This is a genomic window from Halorubrum ruber (assembly GCF_018228765.1).
Taxonomy (GTDB): Archaea; Halobacteriota; Halobacteria; order Halobacteriales; family Haloferacaceae; genus Halorubrum; species Halorubrum ruber.
In genome coordinates this window covers 2,184,197-2,198,763 of sequence record NZ_CP073695.1, presented here as the reverse complement: position 1 = coordinate 2,198,763, position 14,567 = coordinate 2,184,197, and the positions used below count along the sequence as shown (strand labels likewise).

Here is a 14,567-nt window from a genome sequence, read left to right as displayed (position 1 = left end):
CGCTTCGCTCCGGCGACTGACTCCCTCGCGCGTGCTCCTCGCGGCCGCCTTCGGCGGCCACTCGGAGGCACGCGCCACGGCACCGCCGATCGGCTGTCTCTTTCTCTGTACTGACCGACTATCGTCGAACGCCGACGACCGTGTAGCCGAACCCGCGGTCGACGATCCGCGGGTCGAGCCCGGCGTCGTCCATCGCGGCCGCGAGCTCGCTGGGGGCCGGAACCGCGATTCCATCCCGATCGCGTGCTCGCCGGCGACGAGCAGTCGCCCGAGCGGGTGGTCCGGATTAAAATCGCGGACGACGAGCGCGCCGCCTGACGCGAGCACGCGGGCCGCCTCCGCGAGCGCGGCGTCCTGATCCGGCAGGTGATGGAACGCGTCGACGACCGTGACCGCGTCGACGCTCGCGTCCTGGAACGGAAGCCGGCCCGCATCGGCTACGAGTCCCGCGAGCCCGCGGCCGCGACGCGCCCGCGAGAGCATCCCGACGGAGGCGTCGACGACCGTGATCTCCGGACCGGTCAGCGCAGCCGCCGCGCGGCCCGAGCCGCCGCCGACGTCGAGGAGGCGCTCGATCGGCCGCGTCGCGTGGTCGAGGCCGGCGGCCAGCGCCTCGCCGTCCGCCGGCGGCATCGCGAGGTCGTACAGCGGCGCCACCCGATCGAAGAAGCCCACGTCGCCGACTCCGTACATGGGCGAACCGAGCGCGGCGAGGGACAAAGAGCCACCGCCCTATTTACGCTCTCGCCGCCGTACGACGCCCATGGAGTACGCGCTCGTGTGTCCGCCCGACGAGGGGGAGACCCTCCGGCTCGACTACCGGGCGTTCGCGTACGCCGGCAAGTTCGTCGTCGGCGCGCCGGGGAAGTCGGTGATCCGGACGCCCGACGGGCACCCGGCCGCGCCGGACTGGGAGCCGGACGAGCCGCTGCCGGACACGGTCGACCCCGAGGCGTTCGACGAGGACGTGGTCGCGGCCGTCTCCTTCTCGCCCGACCGGACCGACCCCGCGACCTGCCGGCTGCGGTACGTTACGGTCCACGCCGCGCGGCGCGGCGAGGGGATCGGCCCGCGGCTGATCGGCGAGACGGTCGCCGACCTCGCGGTCGCCGGCTTCGAGCGCGTGAAGATCGCCGTGAACAACCCGTTCGCGTACGAGGCGTGCCACAAGTGCGGCTTCGCGTACACCGGCGAGCGCACGGGGATCGCCGAGCTGGAGCTGGCGCGCCCCGCGGCGGCGCCCGCCGACGTGGACCCGGAGCGGTACCGCGAGGGGCTGGCGGCGTTCCGCGAGACGGACGGGGAACTGAGCGGGGCGGAGCGCCGCTTCGTCGCCGAGCGGCTGGAGCGCGGGCCGCCCGACCCCGACCGGTCCCCGCGCGACGGGCGCTAATTGAGCGACCAGATCGCGTAGTTGAGCGCGGTCGCGAAGCAGACCCACGCGAGGTAGGGGACGAGCAGCGCCGCGGCGCGGCGGTCGACGCGGTCGAAGGCCCGGATCGTCGCGACGACCAAGGGGAGGAGGACGACGAGGACGGCGAGCCCGAGGTCGGGGCGTTCGAGCCCCCAGAACACCGGGGACCACGCCACGTTGACGGCGAGCTGGACGCCGAACAGCGCGAGCGCGGTCCAGACGCGCCCCGCCGGCGCTCCCCGTCGCGGCCAGCGAGGTAGACGAGGGCGGCCGCCGCACCGAGTAACGCGTACAGGATCGGCCAGACGACGCCGAACGCCCACCCCGGCGGGTAGAAGGAGGGCAGTTCCAGCGCCGCGAACCAGGCGCTCTGGGTGGTCGTGAAGGGGACGCCGAGCGCGCCGATCAGGTTGACCGTGATCGCCGCGCCGGCGATGAGGAGGGCGTCCCGGCGGTCGGGGAGTCGGGAGGTCGCGGTCGTCGCCATAGGGAGCCGTTCGCGGTGTGCGGGCTTAAATCCCGCTCAGATCGCGTCGTAGTCCTCGCGGAACGTCTCCAGCGTCGCCGCGAGCACCCCGATCACGATGGGCCCGACGAAGAGGCCGGTGAACCCGACCGAGTAGATGCCGCCGAACACGCCCAGCAGGATGATCGCCGGGTTGAGGTGCGCCTGCTGGTCGATGACGAGCGGGCGGGCGTAGTTGTCCACCATCGCGATCACCGCGACGCCGTAGACGGCGAGGAAGATACCGGCGGTCACCTGGTCGACGATCACGAGGTACGCGGCGGCCGGCCCCCACACGAAGAAGGCGCCGATGAGCGGTAACAGCGCCAACACCGCCATCACGAACGTCCAGAACACCACGTTCGGGATCCCGGCGGCCCACAGCCCGAGTCCCGCGACCAACGCTTGGAGGAGCGCGACGGAGATGTGGCCGATGACGACGCCGCGGGTCATCACGTTGACGCGGTCGACGAGGTCGGCGGTGACCGCCGAGGGGAGCGGGCTCGTCGCCCGGATCCACTTGACGAACGCCGGCCCGTCGATGAGCGTGTAGTACACCAAAAACAGCGCGAGCGACAGCCCGACCGACGCGCGGATCGCCGTGTTCAACACGCCGCTGAACCCGCCGAAAAGCGTCTGGACGAGGAGCTCGCCGATCGTTTGGAGGAGGTCGCCGACCTCCGGGTCCTGTCCCGTGACCGCCGCGATCTCGGCCTCGATGGCGGCGACGTCTATCCCCGTTTCGCCGGCCGCGATCGCGGTGAGGTCGCGGACGAACACCCAGGTGATGTACGCGAGCGGGAGGATGACGGCGACGATCGACGAGAGGATGAGGGTCAGCGCCGACAGCATCTGGCCGAACCGGTTCGAGACGCGCTTCCGGAGCCAGCGGGTGAGCCGGCGATGGAACGGGTAGAGGATGAAGGCGAGAATCGCCGAGGCGATCACGTACTCGACGAACGGCAGGATGACGAAGAGGGTCAACAGCGCGACCGACCCCATGAGGAGCAGGAGGAACGATTGCCCGCGGTTCATACGCCCCCGTGTCTCCGGCGGAGTATAAACGTGGTCGGCGAACGCGCGCGACCGCCGACCCGCGCGGAACCGGCGTTAGAAGGGAATGAAAGAGAGCCGGAAGGCTCAGGCGCTCGCCTCGTCCTCGTCGAGGCCGGGCGCGGTCGCGGCGTCAACTTCGTCCGGCTCCTCCGTGTCGCCGCCGACGACCGTCTCCCCGTCGTCGGTCTCGACGTACACGTCGTCGGCGAAGCCGGCTAAGGCGTTCTCGTACTCGGGCTCGTCGAGCTTCTCGGGTGTCTCCGGCGCCTCGACGACGCCCGCCGCCGGCCGGAACTCGCCGAGCGGGTCGTCGATCGTGATTCCGTACTCCGAGAAGAACGACTCGTACCGGCGGTAGTGCGCTTCTAGCTCGTCGCCCGGGATCTCCATCATCTCCGTCCAGCCGTGGTTGAAGAAGTCGAAGTTCGCCTGGACGTGGGTGATCTCGCGGGCCTCGGCCTCCGGGTAGCCGGCCTCCAAGGCGGCGACGTACGTGTCCATCGTCGCGTCGAAGAAGCTGTCGAGGTGGTCGCGGCGTTCCTCGCGCCGGTCCTCGTCGGCCTTGTTGAGGAAGATGCTCGTGTGGAGGTCGACGAGCTTGTCGTTGGCGACGTCGCCGACCACCGGCGTGGTCAACGCCTTCTTCGCGGCCCAGTGGCGGATGTTCTGCCGGATTTTCATACGCGTCGTTGGGCCGGGACGCTCTTGAATCTGTGGCGTCGCGACCGCGGCGCACGTGCGCGCCTCTCCGCCACCGGCGGGCGGCGCGTGCTCGTGCGCGACGCCGACCGCGCCGCGGAACTGTTATTGCGCTTTACGAACAATATTGTGGTAGACATGGCATCGAAAGAGGCGGACGACGACTGGGCGGCGCAGGTGGAGGCACAGCGGGAGGCGAAAATCGAGCAGTTCCGCGACTCGGCGCGGTCGCCGCTGCCGGTCGCGATGCGGGGCGACGCGTTCCCGGGGCTGGCGTACTTCGATCCGGACCCGGCATTCCGGTTCCACCTCCCGCTCCACGAACACGACGAGAAGGAGACCGTGACCGTCGAGACGACCGCCGACGGCGAGCAGACGTACCGCCGCTGGGGGGAGTTCCGCTTCGAGGTTGACGGGGAGTCGGTGACCCTTCAGGCGTACCGACCGGCCGACGGCGCGGACCGGTTCTGGGTGCCGTTCCGCGACGCGACCAGCGGCGAGGCGACGTACGGCGCGGGCCGATACCTCGACTTGGAGCCCGATCGCGACCGCGTCGACGGCGAGTGGATCGTGGACTTCAACCACGCGTACAACCCGACCTGCGCGTACAACCACGCGTACGAGTGCCCGCTCGTCCCGACGGAGAACTGGCTCGACGTCGCGATCGAAGCGGGCGAGAAGGATTTCCCCGCGGAGCCGGCGGGCGCGGATCACTGACCGGGGACGGATCGCTGATCGGGGGGAGAGATCCACCGCGCGGGGCGGATCGGGACACGCGCTTCGGCGCGGGTGAGGGAGGTTCTCACGCCCCGAGACGCGGATGACAACCCACATTAACCATGAATCCGAACCCCGAGCCATGAGCGATTCGTACGTGATCATCGGTGACGGTATCGCGGGCGCGTCCGCGGCCGAGACGCTGCGCGAGGAAGCGCCCGACGCCGAGATCACGGTTCTCACGGACGAGGGTGAGTCCCTCTACAACCGGATCCTGATCAAGGAGTACGCGAAGGGGAAGCTCCCCGAGGCGCCGATTTCGATCCACGAGGAGGACTGGTACGACGACCACGACGTCGACCTGCGGCTCAACACGGTCGTCGTCGACATCGACGTCGAGGCGGACGCGGTTCACACCCACGAGGGCGAGACGTTCGAGTACGACTCCCTCCTGCTCGCGATCGGCGGCACGCCCCAGCAGCTCCCGGTCGGGAACGCGGACGCCGACGGGATCCACCACTTCTGGACGTTCCAGGACGCTCGCAAGATCAAAGAGAGCGTCGAGGGCGCAGAGAAGGGCGTCATCGTCGGCGCCGGCCTGCTCGGCATCGACTTCGCGGCCATCTGCGGCGCGCAGGACGTCGAGGCGAAGTACCTGATGCGCGGCGACAACTGGTGGCGCTACGCGCTCTCGGAGGAGGGCGCGGAGATCATGCACGAGGCGATGCGCGAGCGCGGCGTCGAGCCCGTCTTCGGCTCCGGCGTGGACCACTTCGAGGTCGACGACGACGGCCACGTCGAGGCCGCGGTCGACCCGAACGGCGAGCGCTACGAGTGCGACTTCGCGGGCGTCGCCATCGGGCTGAACTTCAACACGGAACTGGTCGAAGACACCCCGCTCGAACTCGACGACGGCATCGTCGTCGACGAGTTCATGCGCACCAACGTCGACAACGTGTTCGCCGCGGGCGACATCACGACGTTCAACGACCTCATCCTCGGCGAGCACGCGAAGAACGGCTCGTGGGGCTCGGCCAAGGAGCAGGGGACGATCGCGGCCCGCAACATGGTCGAGTACGGCAGCGAGGCGTTCGAGTGGGTCTCCTCGTACTCGATCACGCACTTCGACTTCCCGTTCCTCTCGTTCGGTCACCCGACGCTCGGCGACGAGTCGGTGGAGGCGACCACCGCCGAGGGCGAGTGGCGCCGCGTCGCGCTGAAGGACGGGAAGGTGGTCGGCGGCGTGCTCATCGGCGACCTCTCGCCGCAGTCCGCGTTCAAGCAGCTGATGCGCGAGGGGCGCGACGTGAGCGACCAGACGGACCGCCTCATGGAGCCCGGCTTCTCCGTCGACGACCTGGCGGCCCCGACCGAGCAGTAGCCCGCCGACCCCGTCCCCTCCGTCTCGGCGGGCGCCGATCGCGGCGACGGGTTCGAGGCGACCACCGGGTCACGGTACTTTTTACGGTGGACGCTCTGTCTCCGTTGTATGTCACCCGGATCGTCACGGCCTCCAGACGGCTTTTTCGCGTCCTTCGTCGAGGGGTGTTCCGATCCGATCGTCTCCGTCGATCTGGCGGGGACGATCGTCTACGCGAACCCCGCCACCGAGGCGGTTCTCGGGTACGATCCGGCCGCCCTTCGCGGCCGCGACCTCGCGTCCCTCGTCGCCTCGGAGGCCGCGGACGGGCGCGTCCGATCGGTCCGCGAGCGGTTCGCACAGGTCGACGGGCTCGACGACCGCGGGAGCTTCTCTGTACCGATCAGACACGCGGACGGTCACACCGTGACCTTCTCGGTCCGGTTCCACGAACACTCGACGGGAGAGGGGTGCGGGGGCGGCGGAAGCGACGGCGACCCCGACGCGGAGACCGACGACACCGACGCCGTGTATACCGGTGTCTTCCGCGACGGCGTTGAGGAAGTCGGCGGGGAGACGCTGGAGACGTTCCGCAACCTCGTCGAACACGCCGGCCACGCCATCTACGTCACCGACGTCGACGGGACGATCGAGTACGTCAACCCGGCGTTCACCGACCACACCGGCTACGAGCCGGAGGAGGTCCTCGGCGAGACCCCGGCGATACTCAACTCCGGCGAGATGCCGGACGAGTACTTCGACTCGCTGTGGTCGACCCTGCTGGACGGCGAGGTGTGGGAGGAGGATATCATCGACCGGCGGCGAGACGACGAGCCGTACCACGCCCACCAGACGATCGCGCCCGTACTCGGCGACGACGGCGAGGTGTCGCGGTTCGTCGCGATCCAGACGGACGTTACGGCACGGAAGGCGGCGATGGCCCAGCTGAAACAGTACCGGGACATCGTCGAGCGGCTCGACGACCCCGTCCTCCTCCAGAACCGCGACGGGGAGTTCGAGCTGTTGAACGAGGCGGTGAGCGAGTTCGCGGGCGTCGACCGCGAGGCGCTGTACGGCACCGACGAGTTCGCCTTCATGGACGCGGAGACGGCGGCCGAGGTCGACGAGCGCCGGCGAGGCGTGCTCGACGCCGAGGAGATGGCCGAGTACGAGGTCTCGCCGACGTTTCCGGAAAGCGATCGGGAGGCGACGTTCAGCACGCAGCGGTACCCCTACTACGACGCCGACGGCGACTTGGCCGGCACCTTCGCCATCTGTCGGAACGTCACCGATCGCAAGGAGCGCGAACGGGAGTTGGAGCGGTACGAGCGCGCGATCAACGGGGCGACGGACCTCATCGCCGCGGTCGACCGCGACGGGCGGCTCCTGTTCGCGAACCCGCAGTACCGCGAGTACCACGGGCTCGGCGACCGCGACGTGACGGAACTGACGCTCGCCGATGTCGTCCCGGAGGACGGCTACGAGGACGTCGAGCGACAGGTGGAGCGCGCGCTCCGGGGCGAGTCGGTGGAGTACCGGACGACGCGGACGCACCCGACCCGGGGCACGCGGACGTTCGACGTCCGGTACTACCCGCTCGATAGCCCCGACGACGGGGAGCCCGCCGGGGTCGTCGGCGTGCTTCGGGACGTGACCGACAGCGAGAACCGCGCGCGACAGCTTCGGGTCGTCGACCGGGTCCTCCAGCACAACCTCCGGAACGCGCTGACGGTCGTCCGGGGACGGGCGGAGCAGATCGCCGCGGGCGCCGCCGACTCCGCGGACGCGGCCGAGTACATCGTGTCGCGGGCCGACGGCCTCTTACAGACGAGCGAGAAGGCCCATCACATCACCGAGATACTGAGCGACGCGCCGGAGACCGAACCCGTCGACGTCGGTCGCGTCGCCCGACAGGTGGTAGCGGCGCGGGCCGAGGAGTTCCCGCGCGCGACGGTCGAGGCGTCGGTGCCGGACGACGGGGTCGCGACGGCGTCCGCGACGACGTGGCTCTCCCGGGCGATAGACGAGCTGGTCCAGAACGCGGTCGAACACCACGACCGCGACCGACCGACGGTGACGGTGTCGGTCGAAGTCCACCCCGACGCGGTCGAGGTCCGCGTCGAGGACGACGGGCCGGGGCTGACCGGCATGAACCGGGACGTCCTCGTCGACGGGACGGCGGTCGACGCGCTGTACCACGGAAGCGGTCTCGGGCTGTGGCTCGTCTACTGGGTCGTCCAGCAGTCGGGCGGCTCCGCGGCGGTCGCGGCCGCGGAGCCCCGCGGCACCGTGGTGACGCTCACTTTCCCCCGCGCCGACGACTGAATCGCCGCCGTCGCGTTTGCGAGGCGAGCGAGCCGAACCAGCGTGGCGTCCGCCGCGAAACGCTTATGATTAATCGTGATGTACGGTAACACATGTCACTCAGAGACACCGGGCGACGGCTGCGGCTCCGACGCACCGGCCGCGTTCCGGCGGACGCGCGGGTCCGTCACTACGACGAACTGGACGACGACGAGCAGGGGGTCGTGCGGGAGCTCGCGGACGTGCCGTGGACGGCGCCGGAGACCGGCGACCTCGCCGACGGCGACGTGGTGAAGTTCACCGACTACTACCAGGTTCGCTCGCGGTGAGGGCGGTCGCGTCAGGAGCCGCAGTCGCGCGGCGGTTGGCAGGCGCGCGGCGGTGGGCAGGCGCGGGCGCGGCTGCCCGGAAGCGAAGTTGTTTTCGCCGGTGGGGAGCAAGCGGGTCGCATGGACAGCGGCGGATCTACAGACATGACGCTGGCGTTCGAGTTGGAGGCGCTGAAAGCGCTCGCGGACCCCAACGCGGTGTTCAACAACGCCCGGCAGTGGACCGAGTACGTCGGGGTCGTCAGCGAGAAGCCCACCTACGTCGTCACGAACTTCACGCGGAAACACCGCGTGCGACAGGACTTCTTTTCCGGCCCGCGCGGCGTCGAAGAGAGCTTGGAGAACATCAGCGGGCAGTTCGACACTGACCGCCACGTCTTCGTGGGCGTCGACGACGAGGACGAGGCGGTCGCCGAGGCGACCGGCTGGGAGTTCCTCCACGTCGAGGACGCGGCCGAGGCCGCGGGGTGGACGCTCGCCACCGGTGAGACGGACGAGGAGGCGCCCGAGGAACAGGCCAGAGACGACTGGCCCTGAGGAGACCGGGAGGTGTTTTGACGGGGGCGCCGAAGGCGAGAGTATGACCGACCACGGCGACGACAGTCACGACGGCGGCGACCATTCTGACCACGACCACGGTCACCAGCACGGCCACGACGGTGACGGCCATCAGCACGACCACGACGGTCACCACCACCACGACGTCGACTCGGTCGCGGCCGCGGTGGTCACGGTGTCGTCCTCGCGCGGCACGGACGAGGACCCGGCCGGCGACTACATCGCGGGCGCGTTCGAGGAGACGGGCCACGAGGTCGTCGTCCGCGAACTGATCCCGGACGACTACGACAGCGTCCAGGGGACCGTCGATCGCCTCGCCCGCCGGAAGGACACGGACGTGGTCGTGACCACTGGGGGAACGGGCGTCACGCCAGACGACGTCACGCCGGAGGCGGTCCGGGGACTGCTTGCGAAGCCGCTTCCCGGGTTCGGCGAGCTGTTCCGCCGGCTCTCCTACGAGGAGGTGGGCACGCGGACCATCGGATCGCGCGCGACCGCCGGCGTCGTCTCCGCCACGCCGGTGTTCTGTCTCCCGGGCTCCGAGAACGCGGTCCGGCTCGGCGTCGACGAGATCATCCTCCCGGAAGTCGGCCATCTCGCCGGGCTCGCCGGCAGAGGGCTCGACGAGGCGGAAGAGGACGAAAACCAAGCGACCAACGACGAGGCGGCCGACGACGAGCCGACGAGCGACGAGTGACGCGCCGGCGCCTCAGACTCCGGTGAGGAAGTTCCGAATGAGGTCGTGACCCGACCCGGTCAGCACGCTCTCCGGGTGGAACTGGACCGCCTCGATCGGGTGTTCCCGGTGGCGGATTCCCATCACGATCGACTCGCCCTCGTGGTCGGTGGTGGCCGTCACCGCGAACGCGTCCGGCACCTCGGTCGCCGCCAGCGAGTGGTAGCGGCCGGCGCGGAACCCCTGGTCGAGCCCGCGGAACACGCCCTCCCCGTCGTGGTCGACGGGGAACGCCTTGCCGTGAACCGGTTCGGGGGCGTGCCCGACCGTCCCGCCGTACTCGTAGACGGCGGCCTCTAAGCCGAGACAGACGCCGAGCGTCGGCACCGTCGGCGAGAGGTCGCGTAACACCGGCATCGTCACGCCCACGTCGCGCTCGTTCTTCGGGTGGCCCGGCCCGGGGCTGACGATCACCGCGTCCGGCTCCGCGGCCTCGATCTCCGCGAGCGAGGCGGTGTTTTTGAACACGTCGACGGCGACCGGCTCCCCGTCGATCGTCTGGTCGGAGACGTACTCGACGAGGTTGTAGGTGAACGAGTCGAAGTTGTCGACGACGACGACCCTCATCGCTCGGCCTCCGTGCCGGTGGCGATGGGCTCGTCGTCGCTCTCGGCCTCGCCGTCCCCGTCCTCGCCGTCCGCGTCCTCGCGGATGCGGTCGATCGCGGTCAACACGCCGTCCATCTTCTGTTCGGTCTCCTCGTACTCCGCGGCCGGGTCGGAGTCCGCGACGAGCCCCGCGCCCGCCCGGACGCCGACGACCGACTCCTCGCCCGACTCGTCGAGCGTCGCGGTCCGGATGACGATCGCGAAGTCGGCGTCGCCGGTCCACGAGTAGTAGCCGACGCCGCCGCCGTACGCCTCCCGCGGGGTCGTCTCGAGGTCGTCGATGATCTCCATCGCGCGCACCTTCGGCGCGCCGGTGAGCGTCCCCGCGGGGAACGTCGCACGCGTCGCGTCGAACGCGTCGGCGTCGGCCGCGAGCGTCCCCGTCACGGTCGACTCGATGTGCTGGACGTGGCTGTACTTCAGGACGTTCATGAACTCCTCGACGCGGACGGAGCCGGGCTCCGAGACGCGCCGCACGTCGTTGCGCGCGAGGTCGACGAGCATCGTGTGCTCGGCGCGCTCCTTCCCGTCCGCCAGCATCTCGCCCGCGAGCCGCCGGTCCTCGACCGGGCTGGTCCCCCGCGGGCAGGTGCCCGCGATCGGGTTCGAGACGACGCGGTCCCCCTGGACCGACACGAGCGTCTCGGGGCTCGCGCCGACGACGCTCCGGTCGTCGTGGCGAAGCACGTACATGTACGGCGAGGGGTTCACGTCGCGGAGCGCCGCGTACAGCCCGAGCGAGTCGACCTCGCCGCGGAGCTCGCGGCTGCGCGAGATCACGCCCTGGTAGATGTCGCCGTCGAGGACGTGCCGCTTGGCGGTCCGGACGGCCTCCTCGTACTCCTCGCGCGGGTCCGCGGACTCTTCGCGCACGCTGACCCCGTCCGGATCCGGCGGCGACGCGGCCGCCAGTTCGGCCGCGACGCGCTCGGCCTCCGCGACCAGGTCGTCGTACACCGCGGCGGGGTCGTCGTCGACGCCGATCACCGGGGTGAAGACGAGCTCGGCGCCGCCCTCCTTCTCGTCGAAGACGACGGTCCGCGTCGTGAGCGCGAACTCGGCGTCGGGGAACTCGGTCTCGGGGCGCTCAACGCCCACCTCCTCTAACCAGAGGTCGTAGACGGCCTCGTACGCGAGGAAGCCGACGAACCCGCCCGAGAGGATCTGCCGGTCGGTGTCGGGGAAGCCGCGGAGGCTCACGTCCGGGAACGCCGCGCGGACGCGGTCGACCGCGTCGCCCGCGTCGGGGCCGAGGTCTCCCCCGGCGCTCGGGTCGTCGGCGCTTGAATCGGCGGCAGCGCTCTCCGACCCCTCACCCACGAACCTGGCCGCCGGACCGAGTTCGGTCACCTCGGTGCGGTCCGGGTGGACGGAGACGATCGCCTCGGGGTCGTAGCCGACGAACGAGTAGCGGGCGTGCCGGTCCGCCTTCCCGCCCGAGGTGAACGCGCCGTCGGGGTCGCTGGAGGCGACCTTCTCCCCTGATTCGAGGAGGAACCCGTACGGCCCCTCGCCGACGAGGGTCGCGTACGCGCCGAGCGGGGTGACGTCGGCGTCGAGCGAGGCCGACGCGCGGACCACGACCGGCTTCTCGGCGTCGGCGGCGAGCTCGACGAACTCGGCCTTCGAGCGGTCGAGCGAGGGGGCCGCGTCGCTCATGCCAGCTCCATCTCCCGGCCCGCGTTCGCGACGAAGCGGGCGACCGCGTTGTGGTCCTTGCGCCCGCCCTCGATCTCGACGCCGGAGGCGACGTCGACCGCGAAGGGGTCGGCGACCCGGACCGCCTCGGCGACGTTGTCGGCCGTGAGCCCGCCCGCTAACACGACGGGCGTGGTGAGCTGCTCGGCGAGCTCGCCGGTCGCCCGCCAGTCGTGCGTCTCGCCGGTACCGCCGGCGCCCGAGTCGTCGGTCGAGTCGACGACGAAGGCGTCGACCGCGCCGTCGAGCTCCTCGGCGCGCGCCGGGTCGTCGGCGTCGACCGTGAGCAGCACGCGCCGCTCCGTCTCCGCGCGGATGAACCGGAGCTCGTCGGCGGTCCACTCGCCGTGGAGCTGGATCGCGTCGGGCGCGACCGTCCGGGCGAGCTCGACCGCGCGCTCGGCGGAGTCGGGCATCGTCACGAGCGTCGCGGTGACGAACGGGGGCACCTCCGCGAGCAGTTCCGCCGCCTCGGCGGGGTCGACCTCGCGCGGCGAGTCGACCGGCACCTCGGTGATGACGCCGACCGCGTCGGCGCCCGCGTCGACCGCGGCGCGGAGGTCGGCCTCCCCGGTGATCCCGCAGATCTTCACCCGCGCCATCAGTCGTCGTCCTCCGCGGTCGCGGTCTCGACGCCGTCGCCGATAGAATCGCCGTCACCGCACAGCGCCGCGAACTTCTCGGCGGCCGCGCCGGAGTCGATCGCGTCGGCCGCGCGCTCGACGCCCGCCGCGAGGGTGTCGGCCTCGCCCGCGACGTAGATCGCCGCGCCCGCGTTCGCGAGGATGAGGTCGCGCTTCGGGCCGGTGACGGAGCCGTCGACGATCCCGCGCAGGTCGGCGGCGTTCTCCTCGGGGCTCCCGCCCGCGACCGCGTCGATCGGGGCCGAGTCGAGGCCGAGGTCCTCGGGCGCGATCGTGAACTCCCGAACCTCCTCACCGTTGACCTCGGCCGCGACCGTCTCGTCGTGAATCCCGATCTCGTCCATGCCGGCGCCGTGGACGACGAGAGCGCGCTCGACAGGCATGTGCGCGAGCGACCGCGCGATGACGGGCACGAGGTCGGGGTCGTAGACGCCCAGCACCTGCGCGTCGGCGCCCGCGGGGTTGGTGAGCGGGCCGAGGACGTTGAATATCGTCCGCATCCCCAGCTCCTTGCGCGGGCCGATGACGGCCTTCATCGCCGGGTGGAACACCGGCGCGAGCATGAACCCGATCCCGTCTTCCTCGATCGCGTCCTCGACGGCCGGCGGCTCGGCCTCGACGTCGGCGCCCGCGACCTCCAGCACGTCCGCGCTCCCGGAGGAAGAGGAGACCGAGTAGTTGCCGTGCTTGGCGATCGGCACGCCAGCCCCCGCGGCGACGATCGCCGCGGTCGTCGACACGTTGATCGTGTCGTAGTCGTCGCCGCCGGTGCCGCAGGTGTCGACGAGCGGCTCGCGGTCCGGCTCGATCGTGCGCGCCGCGTCGCGCATCCCCTGCGCGAACCCGGCGATCTCGGCCTCGGTCTCGCCCTTCGTCCGGAGCGCGGCCAACAGCGCTCCGATCTGGGCCTCCGTCGCCTCCTCGAAGACGAGCCGCGCGGCCTCGCGCGCCTCCTCGACGCTCAGATCCGTCCCGTCCGTCACGCGCTCGACCGTGTCGTTGAGATTCATTGTGTCCACCGATGTAGTATTCCGCGTTGTGATGTACAAGTATGTACACTAATTTAACGCTGTCGCCGTCCGGGAATCGGTAACACGCGACGAGAACGGAAGACGGTACGTGGCTACTGTCGGGAGCGCCGGCTACCTCCCTACTCCGCGTCGAGCGCTGTCGACCCGTCGGCCTCGACGACGACGACGGGGACCTCGGCGTCGCCGACGACCGTGTCGGTGGTGGAGCCGAAGACGAAGCGGCCGACGGTGCCGGTCGTCGGCGCGCCGACGACGACCAGGTCGTAGTACGCCGACTGCTCGACGACCGCGCCCGCCGCGGTCCGGTCCTCCACGAGCCAGCGGTCCGCGCGGTCGAACCCGCCGAGCCGCTCTTCGGCCGCGTTGAGGAGCCGCTCCCCGGCCGCGGCGTAGTCCGTGGCGCCCGGGTCGCCCGCGGCGACGGCGGTCCCGGAGGCGTCCTCGTCGGGGCCGGCGTCGGCGAGCGCCGCGTCCGAGGGGACGACGTGGAACAGTTCGAGCCACGCGTCGGTCGCCGCCGCGATCTCGCGCGCGGCGTCGACGGTCGCCCCCGAGTGCGGGCCGGGGCCGACGGCGACGAGGACCGAGGAGACCCGGTCGGGGCGGTCCGCGCGGTTGGCGCCGTTCAGCGACACGTCGGCGACGGAGGGGGCGTCTCCCGCGTCTTCCACCGCGGGGCCGATCACGGCGTCACCGACCGCCGGCGAGCCCGCGTGACCGGCGCCCCCGGTCCCCGCGGAACCGCCCGCTCCGCCGCGGGCGCCGCCGTTTCGCGTCCCGCCTTCTCGGGCGTTTCCGCCGTCGGCGTCGCTCCCGTTCATACGTGAACGTCTGACGCTCGTCAGATAAATCCCGTTGGTTCCCGGTTCGGTACCGGTTCCGGACGGCGCGCCGTGAGGAGGAGCGGG

General features: G+C 70.9%; 14 protein-coding genes and 2 pseudogenes. 7 read left to right on the top strand and 9 right to left on the bottom strand.

Annotation, left to right across the window (positions count from 1 at the left end; all coding sequences use genetic code 11):
• Window positions 1-118 precede the first annotated feature (118 nt).
• Window positions 119-693, bottom strand: a pseudogene (locus J7656_RS10870) (class I SAM-dependent methyltransferase).
• Between the two features lie 70 nt (window positions 694-763).
• On the opposite strand from J7656_RS10870, the gene J7656_RS10865 reads away from it, so the two are divergent.
• Entirely contained in the window at window positions 764-1,393 is a 630-nt protein-coding gene (locus J7656_RS10865; RefSeq protein WP_017342855.1) for a GNAT family N-acetyltransferase, read from the top strand.
• Here the strand turns inward: J7656_RS10865 and J7656_RS15185 are convergent.
• From J7656_RS15185 to J7656_RS10850, 3 genes and pseudogenes are all read right to left on the bottom strand, one after another.
• Window positions 1,390-1,901 (bottom strand): annotated as a pseudogene (locus J7656_RS15185) (TspO/MBR family protein). The gene J7656_RS10865 and the pseudogene J7656_RS15185 sit on opposite strands and share 4 nt — an antisense overlap.
• A 36-nt stretch (window positions 1,902-1,937) precedes the next feature.
• Window positions 1,938-2,954 carry an AI-2E family transporter gene (locus tag J7656_RS10855; RefSeq protein ID WP_017342857.1) on the bottom strand — a complete coding sequence of 339 codons (1,017 nt, stop codon included), beginning with the start codon at window positions 2,952-2,954 and terminating at the stop codon, window positions 1,938-1,940.
• 105 nt (window positions 2,955-3,059) lie between these two features.
• Window positions 3,060-3,656: a DUF6149 family protein gene (locus tag J7656_RS10850; RefSeq protein ID WP_017342858.1), complete on the bottom strand. Its 597-nt coding sequence runs from the start codon at window positions 3,654-3,656 to the stop codon at window positions 3,060-3,062.
• A 156-nt stretch (window positions 3,657-3,812) separates the two neighbouring features.
• Between J7656_RS10850 and J7656_RS10845 the strand changes: the two genes are divergently transcribed.
• The 6 genes from J7656_RS10845 to J7656_RS10820 all read left to right on the top strand — a co-directional run bounded on the left by J7656_RS10845 (window position 3,813) and on the right by J7656_RS10820 (window position 9,639).
• On the top strand, window positions 3,813-4,391 hold the full coding sequence (locus tag J7656_RS10845; protein ID WP_017342859.1) for a DUF1684 domain-containing protein: 579 nt from the start codon (window positions 3,813-3,815) through the stop codon (window positions 4,389-4,391).
• A 142-nt stretch (window positions 4,392-4,533) separates the two neighbouring features.
• Window positions 4,534-5,772, top strand: coding sequence for an NAD(P)/FAD-dependent oxidoreductase (locus J7656_RS10840; RefSeq protein WP_211553278.1), 1,239 nt, complete (start codon window positions 4,534-4,536; stop codon window positions 5,770-5,772).
• A gap of 108 nt (window positions 5,773-5,880) precedes the next feature.
• Window positions 5,881-8,076, top strand: a complete 2,196-nt coding sequence (locus J7656_RS10835) for a PAS domain S-box protein (RefSeq protein ID WP_211553277.1) — start codon at window positions 5,881-5,883, stop codon at window positions 8,074-8,076.
• A 92-nt stretch (window positions 8,077-8,168) separates the two neighbouring features.
• Window positions 8,169-8,384, top strand: coding sequence for a DUF7979 domain-containing protein (locus J7656_RS10830; protein WP_017342862.1), 216 nt, complete (start codon window positions 8,169-8,171; stop codon window positions 8,382-8,384).
• 120 nt (window positions 8,385-8,504) lie between these two features.
• Window positions 8,505-8,921 carry a DUF7124 domain-containing protein gene (locus tag J7656_RS10825; RefSeq protein ID WP_017342863.1) on the top strand — a complete coding sequence of 139 codons (417 nt, stop codon included), beginning with the start codon at window positions 8,505-8,507 and terminating at the stop codon, window positions 8,919-8,921.
• A 43-nt stretch (window positions 8,922-8,964) separates the two neighbouring features.
• On the top strand, window positions 8,965-9,639 hold the full coding sequence (locus J7656_RS10820; protein ID WP_017342864.1) for a MogA/MoaB family molybdenum cofactor biosynthesis protein: 675 nt from the start codon (window positions 8,965-8,967) through the stop codon (window positions 9,637-9,639).
• A 12-nt stretch (window positions 9,640-9,651) separates the two neighbouring features.
• On the opposite strand, the gene trpG is transcribed toward J7656_RS10820, so the two are convergent.
• From trpG to J7656_RS10795, 5 genes are all read right to left on the bottom strand, one after another.
• The gene (gene trpG / locus J7656_RS10815; RefSeq protein WP_017342865.1) at window positions 9,652-10,245 is read right to left on the bottom strand and encodes an anthranilate synthase component II; all 594 of its coding nucleotides are present in this window, start codon (window positions 10,243-10,245) and stop codon (window positions 9,652-9,654) included.
• Window positions 10,242-11,945 (bottom strand): anthranilate synthase component I, encoded by a 1,704-nt coding sequence (trpE, locus tag J7656_RS10810; RefSeq protein WP_211553275.1) that lies wholly within the window; start codon window positions 11,943-11,945, stop codon window positions 10,242-10,244. The genes trpG and trpE overlap by 4 nt, the downstream gene beginning before the upstream one ends.
• Window positions 11,942-12,586 (bottom strand): phosphoribosylanthranilate isomerase, encoded by a 645-nt coding sequence (locus J7656_RS10805; RefSeq protein WP_211553273.1) that lies wholly within the window; start codon window positions 12,584-12,586, stop codon window positions 11,942-11,944. Before J7656_RS10805 ends, trpE begins: the two co-directional genes overlap by 4 nt.
• Window positions 12,586-13,638, bottom strand: coding sequence for an anthranilate phosphoribosyltransferase (gene trpD, locus J7656_RS10800; protein WP_017342868.1), 1,053 nt, complete (start codon window positions 13,636-13,638; stop codon window positions 12,586-12,588). The genes J7656_RS10805 and trpD overlap by 1 nt, the downstream gene beginning before the upstream one ends.
• A gap of 140 nt (window positions 13,639-13,778) precedes the next feature.
• Window positions 13,779-14,480: a universal stress protein gene (locus J7656_RS10795; protein ID WP_017342869.1), complete on the bottom strand. Its 702-nt coding sequence runs from the start codon at window positions 14,478-14,480 to the stop codon at window positions 13,779-13,781.
• Window positions 14,481-14,567 lie beyond the last annotated feature (87 nt).

Coding starts and splice junctions, on each gene's coding strand:
- J7656_RS10865 (WP_017342855.1), top strand. CDS start 764: ATGGAGTACGCGCTCGTGTGTCCGCCCGACGAGGGGGAGACCCTCCGG.
- J7656_RS10855 (WP_017342857.1), bottom strand. CDS start 2,954: ATGAACCGCGGGCAATCGTTCCTCCTGCTCCTCATGGGGTCGGTCGCG.
- J7656_RS10850 (WP_017342858.1), bottom strand. CDS start 3,656: ATGAAAATCCGGCAGAACATCCGCCACTGGGCCGCGAAGAAGGCGTTG.
- J7656_RS10845 (WP_017342859.1), top strand. CDS start 3,813: ATGGCATCGAAAGAGGCGGACGACGACTGGGCGGCGCAGGTGGAGGCA.
- J7656_RS10840 (WP_211553278.1), top strand. CDS start 4,534: ATGAGCGATTCGTACGTGATCATCGGTGACGGTATCGCGGGCGCGTCC.
- J7656_RS10835 (WP_211553277.1), top strand. CDS start 5,881: ATGTCACCCGGATCGTCACGGCCTCCAGACGGCTTTTTCGCGTCCTTC.
- J7656_RS10830 (WP_017342862.1), top strand. CDS start 8,169: ATGTCACTCAGAGACACCGGGCGACGGCTGCGGCTCCGACGCACCGGC.
- J7656_RS10825 (WP_017342863.1), top strand. CDS start 8,505: ATGGACAGCGGCGGATCTACAGACATGACGCTGGCGTTCGAGTTGGAG.
- J7656_RS10820 (WP_017342864.1), top strand. CDS start 8,965: ATGACCGACCACGGCGACGACAGTCACGACGGCGGCGACCATTCTGAC.
- trpG (WP_017342865.1), bottom strand. CDS start 10,245: ATGAGGGTCGTCGTCGTCGACAACTTCGACTCGTTCACCTACAACCTC.
- trpE (WP_211553275.1), bottom strand. CDS start 11,945: ATGAGCGACGCGGCCCCCTCGCTCGACCGCTCGAAGGCCGAGTTCGTC.
- J7656_RS10805 (WP_211553273.1), bottom strand. CDS start 12,586: ATGGCGCGGGTGAAGATCTGCGGGATCACCGGGGAGGCCGACCTCCGC.
- trpD (WP_017342868.1), bottom strand. CDS start 13,638: ATGAATCTCAACGACACGGTCGAGCGCGTGACGGACGGGACGGATCTG.
- J7656_RS10795 (WP_017342869.1), bottom strand. CDS start 14,480: ATGAACGGGAGCGACGCCGACGGCGGAAACGCCCGAGAAGGCGGGACG.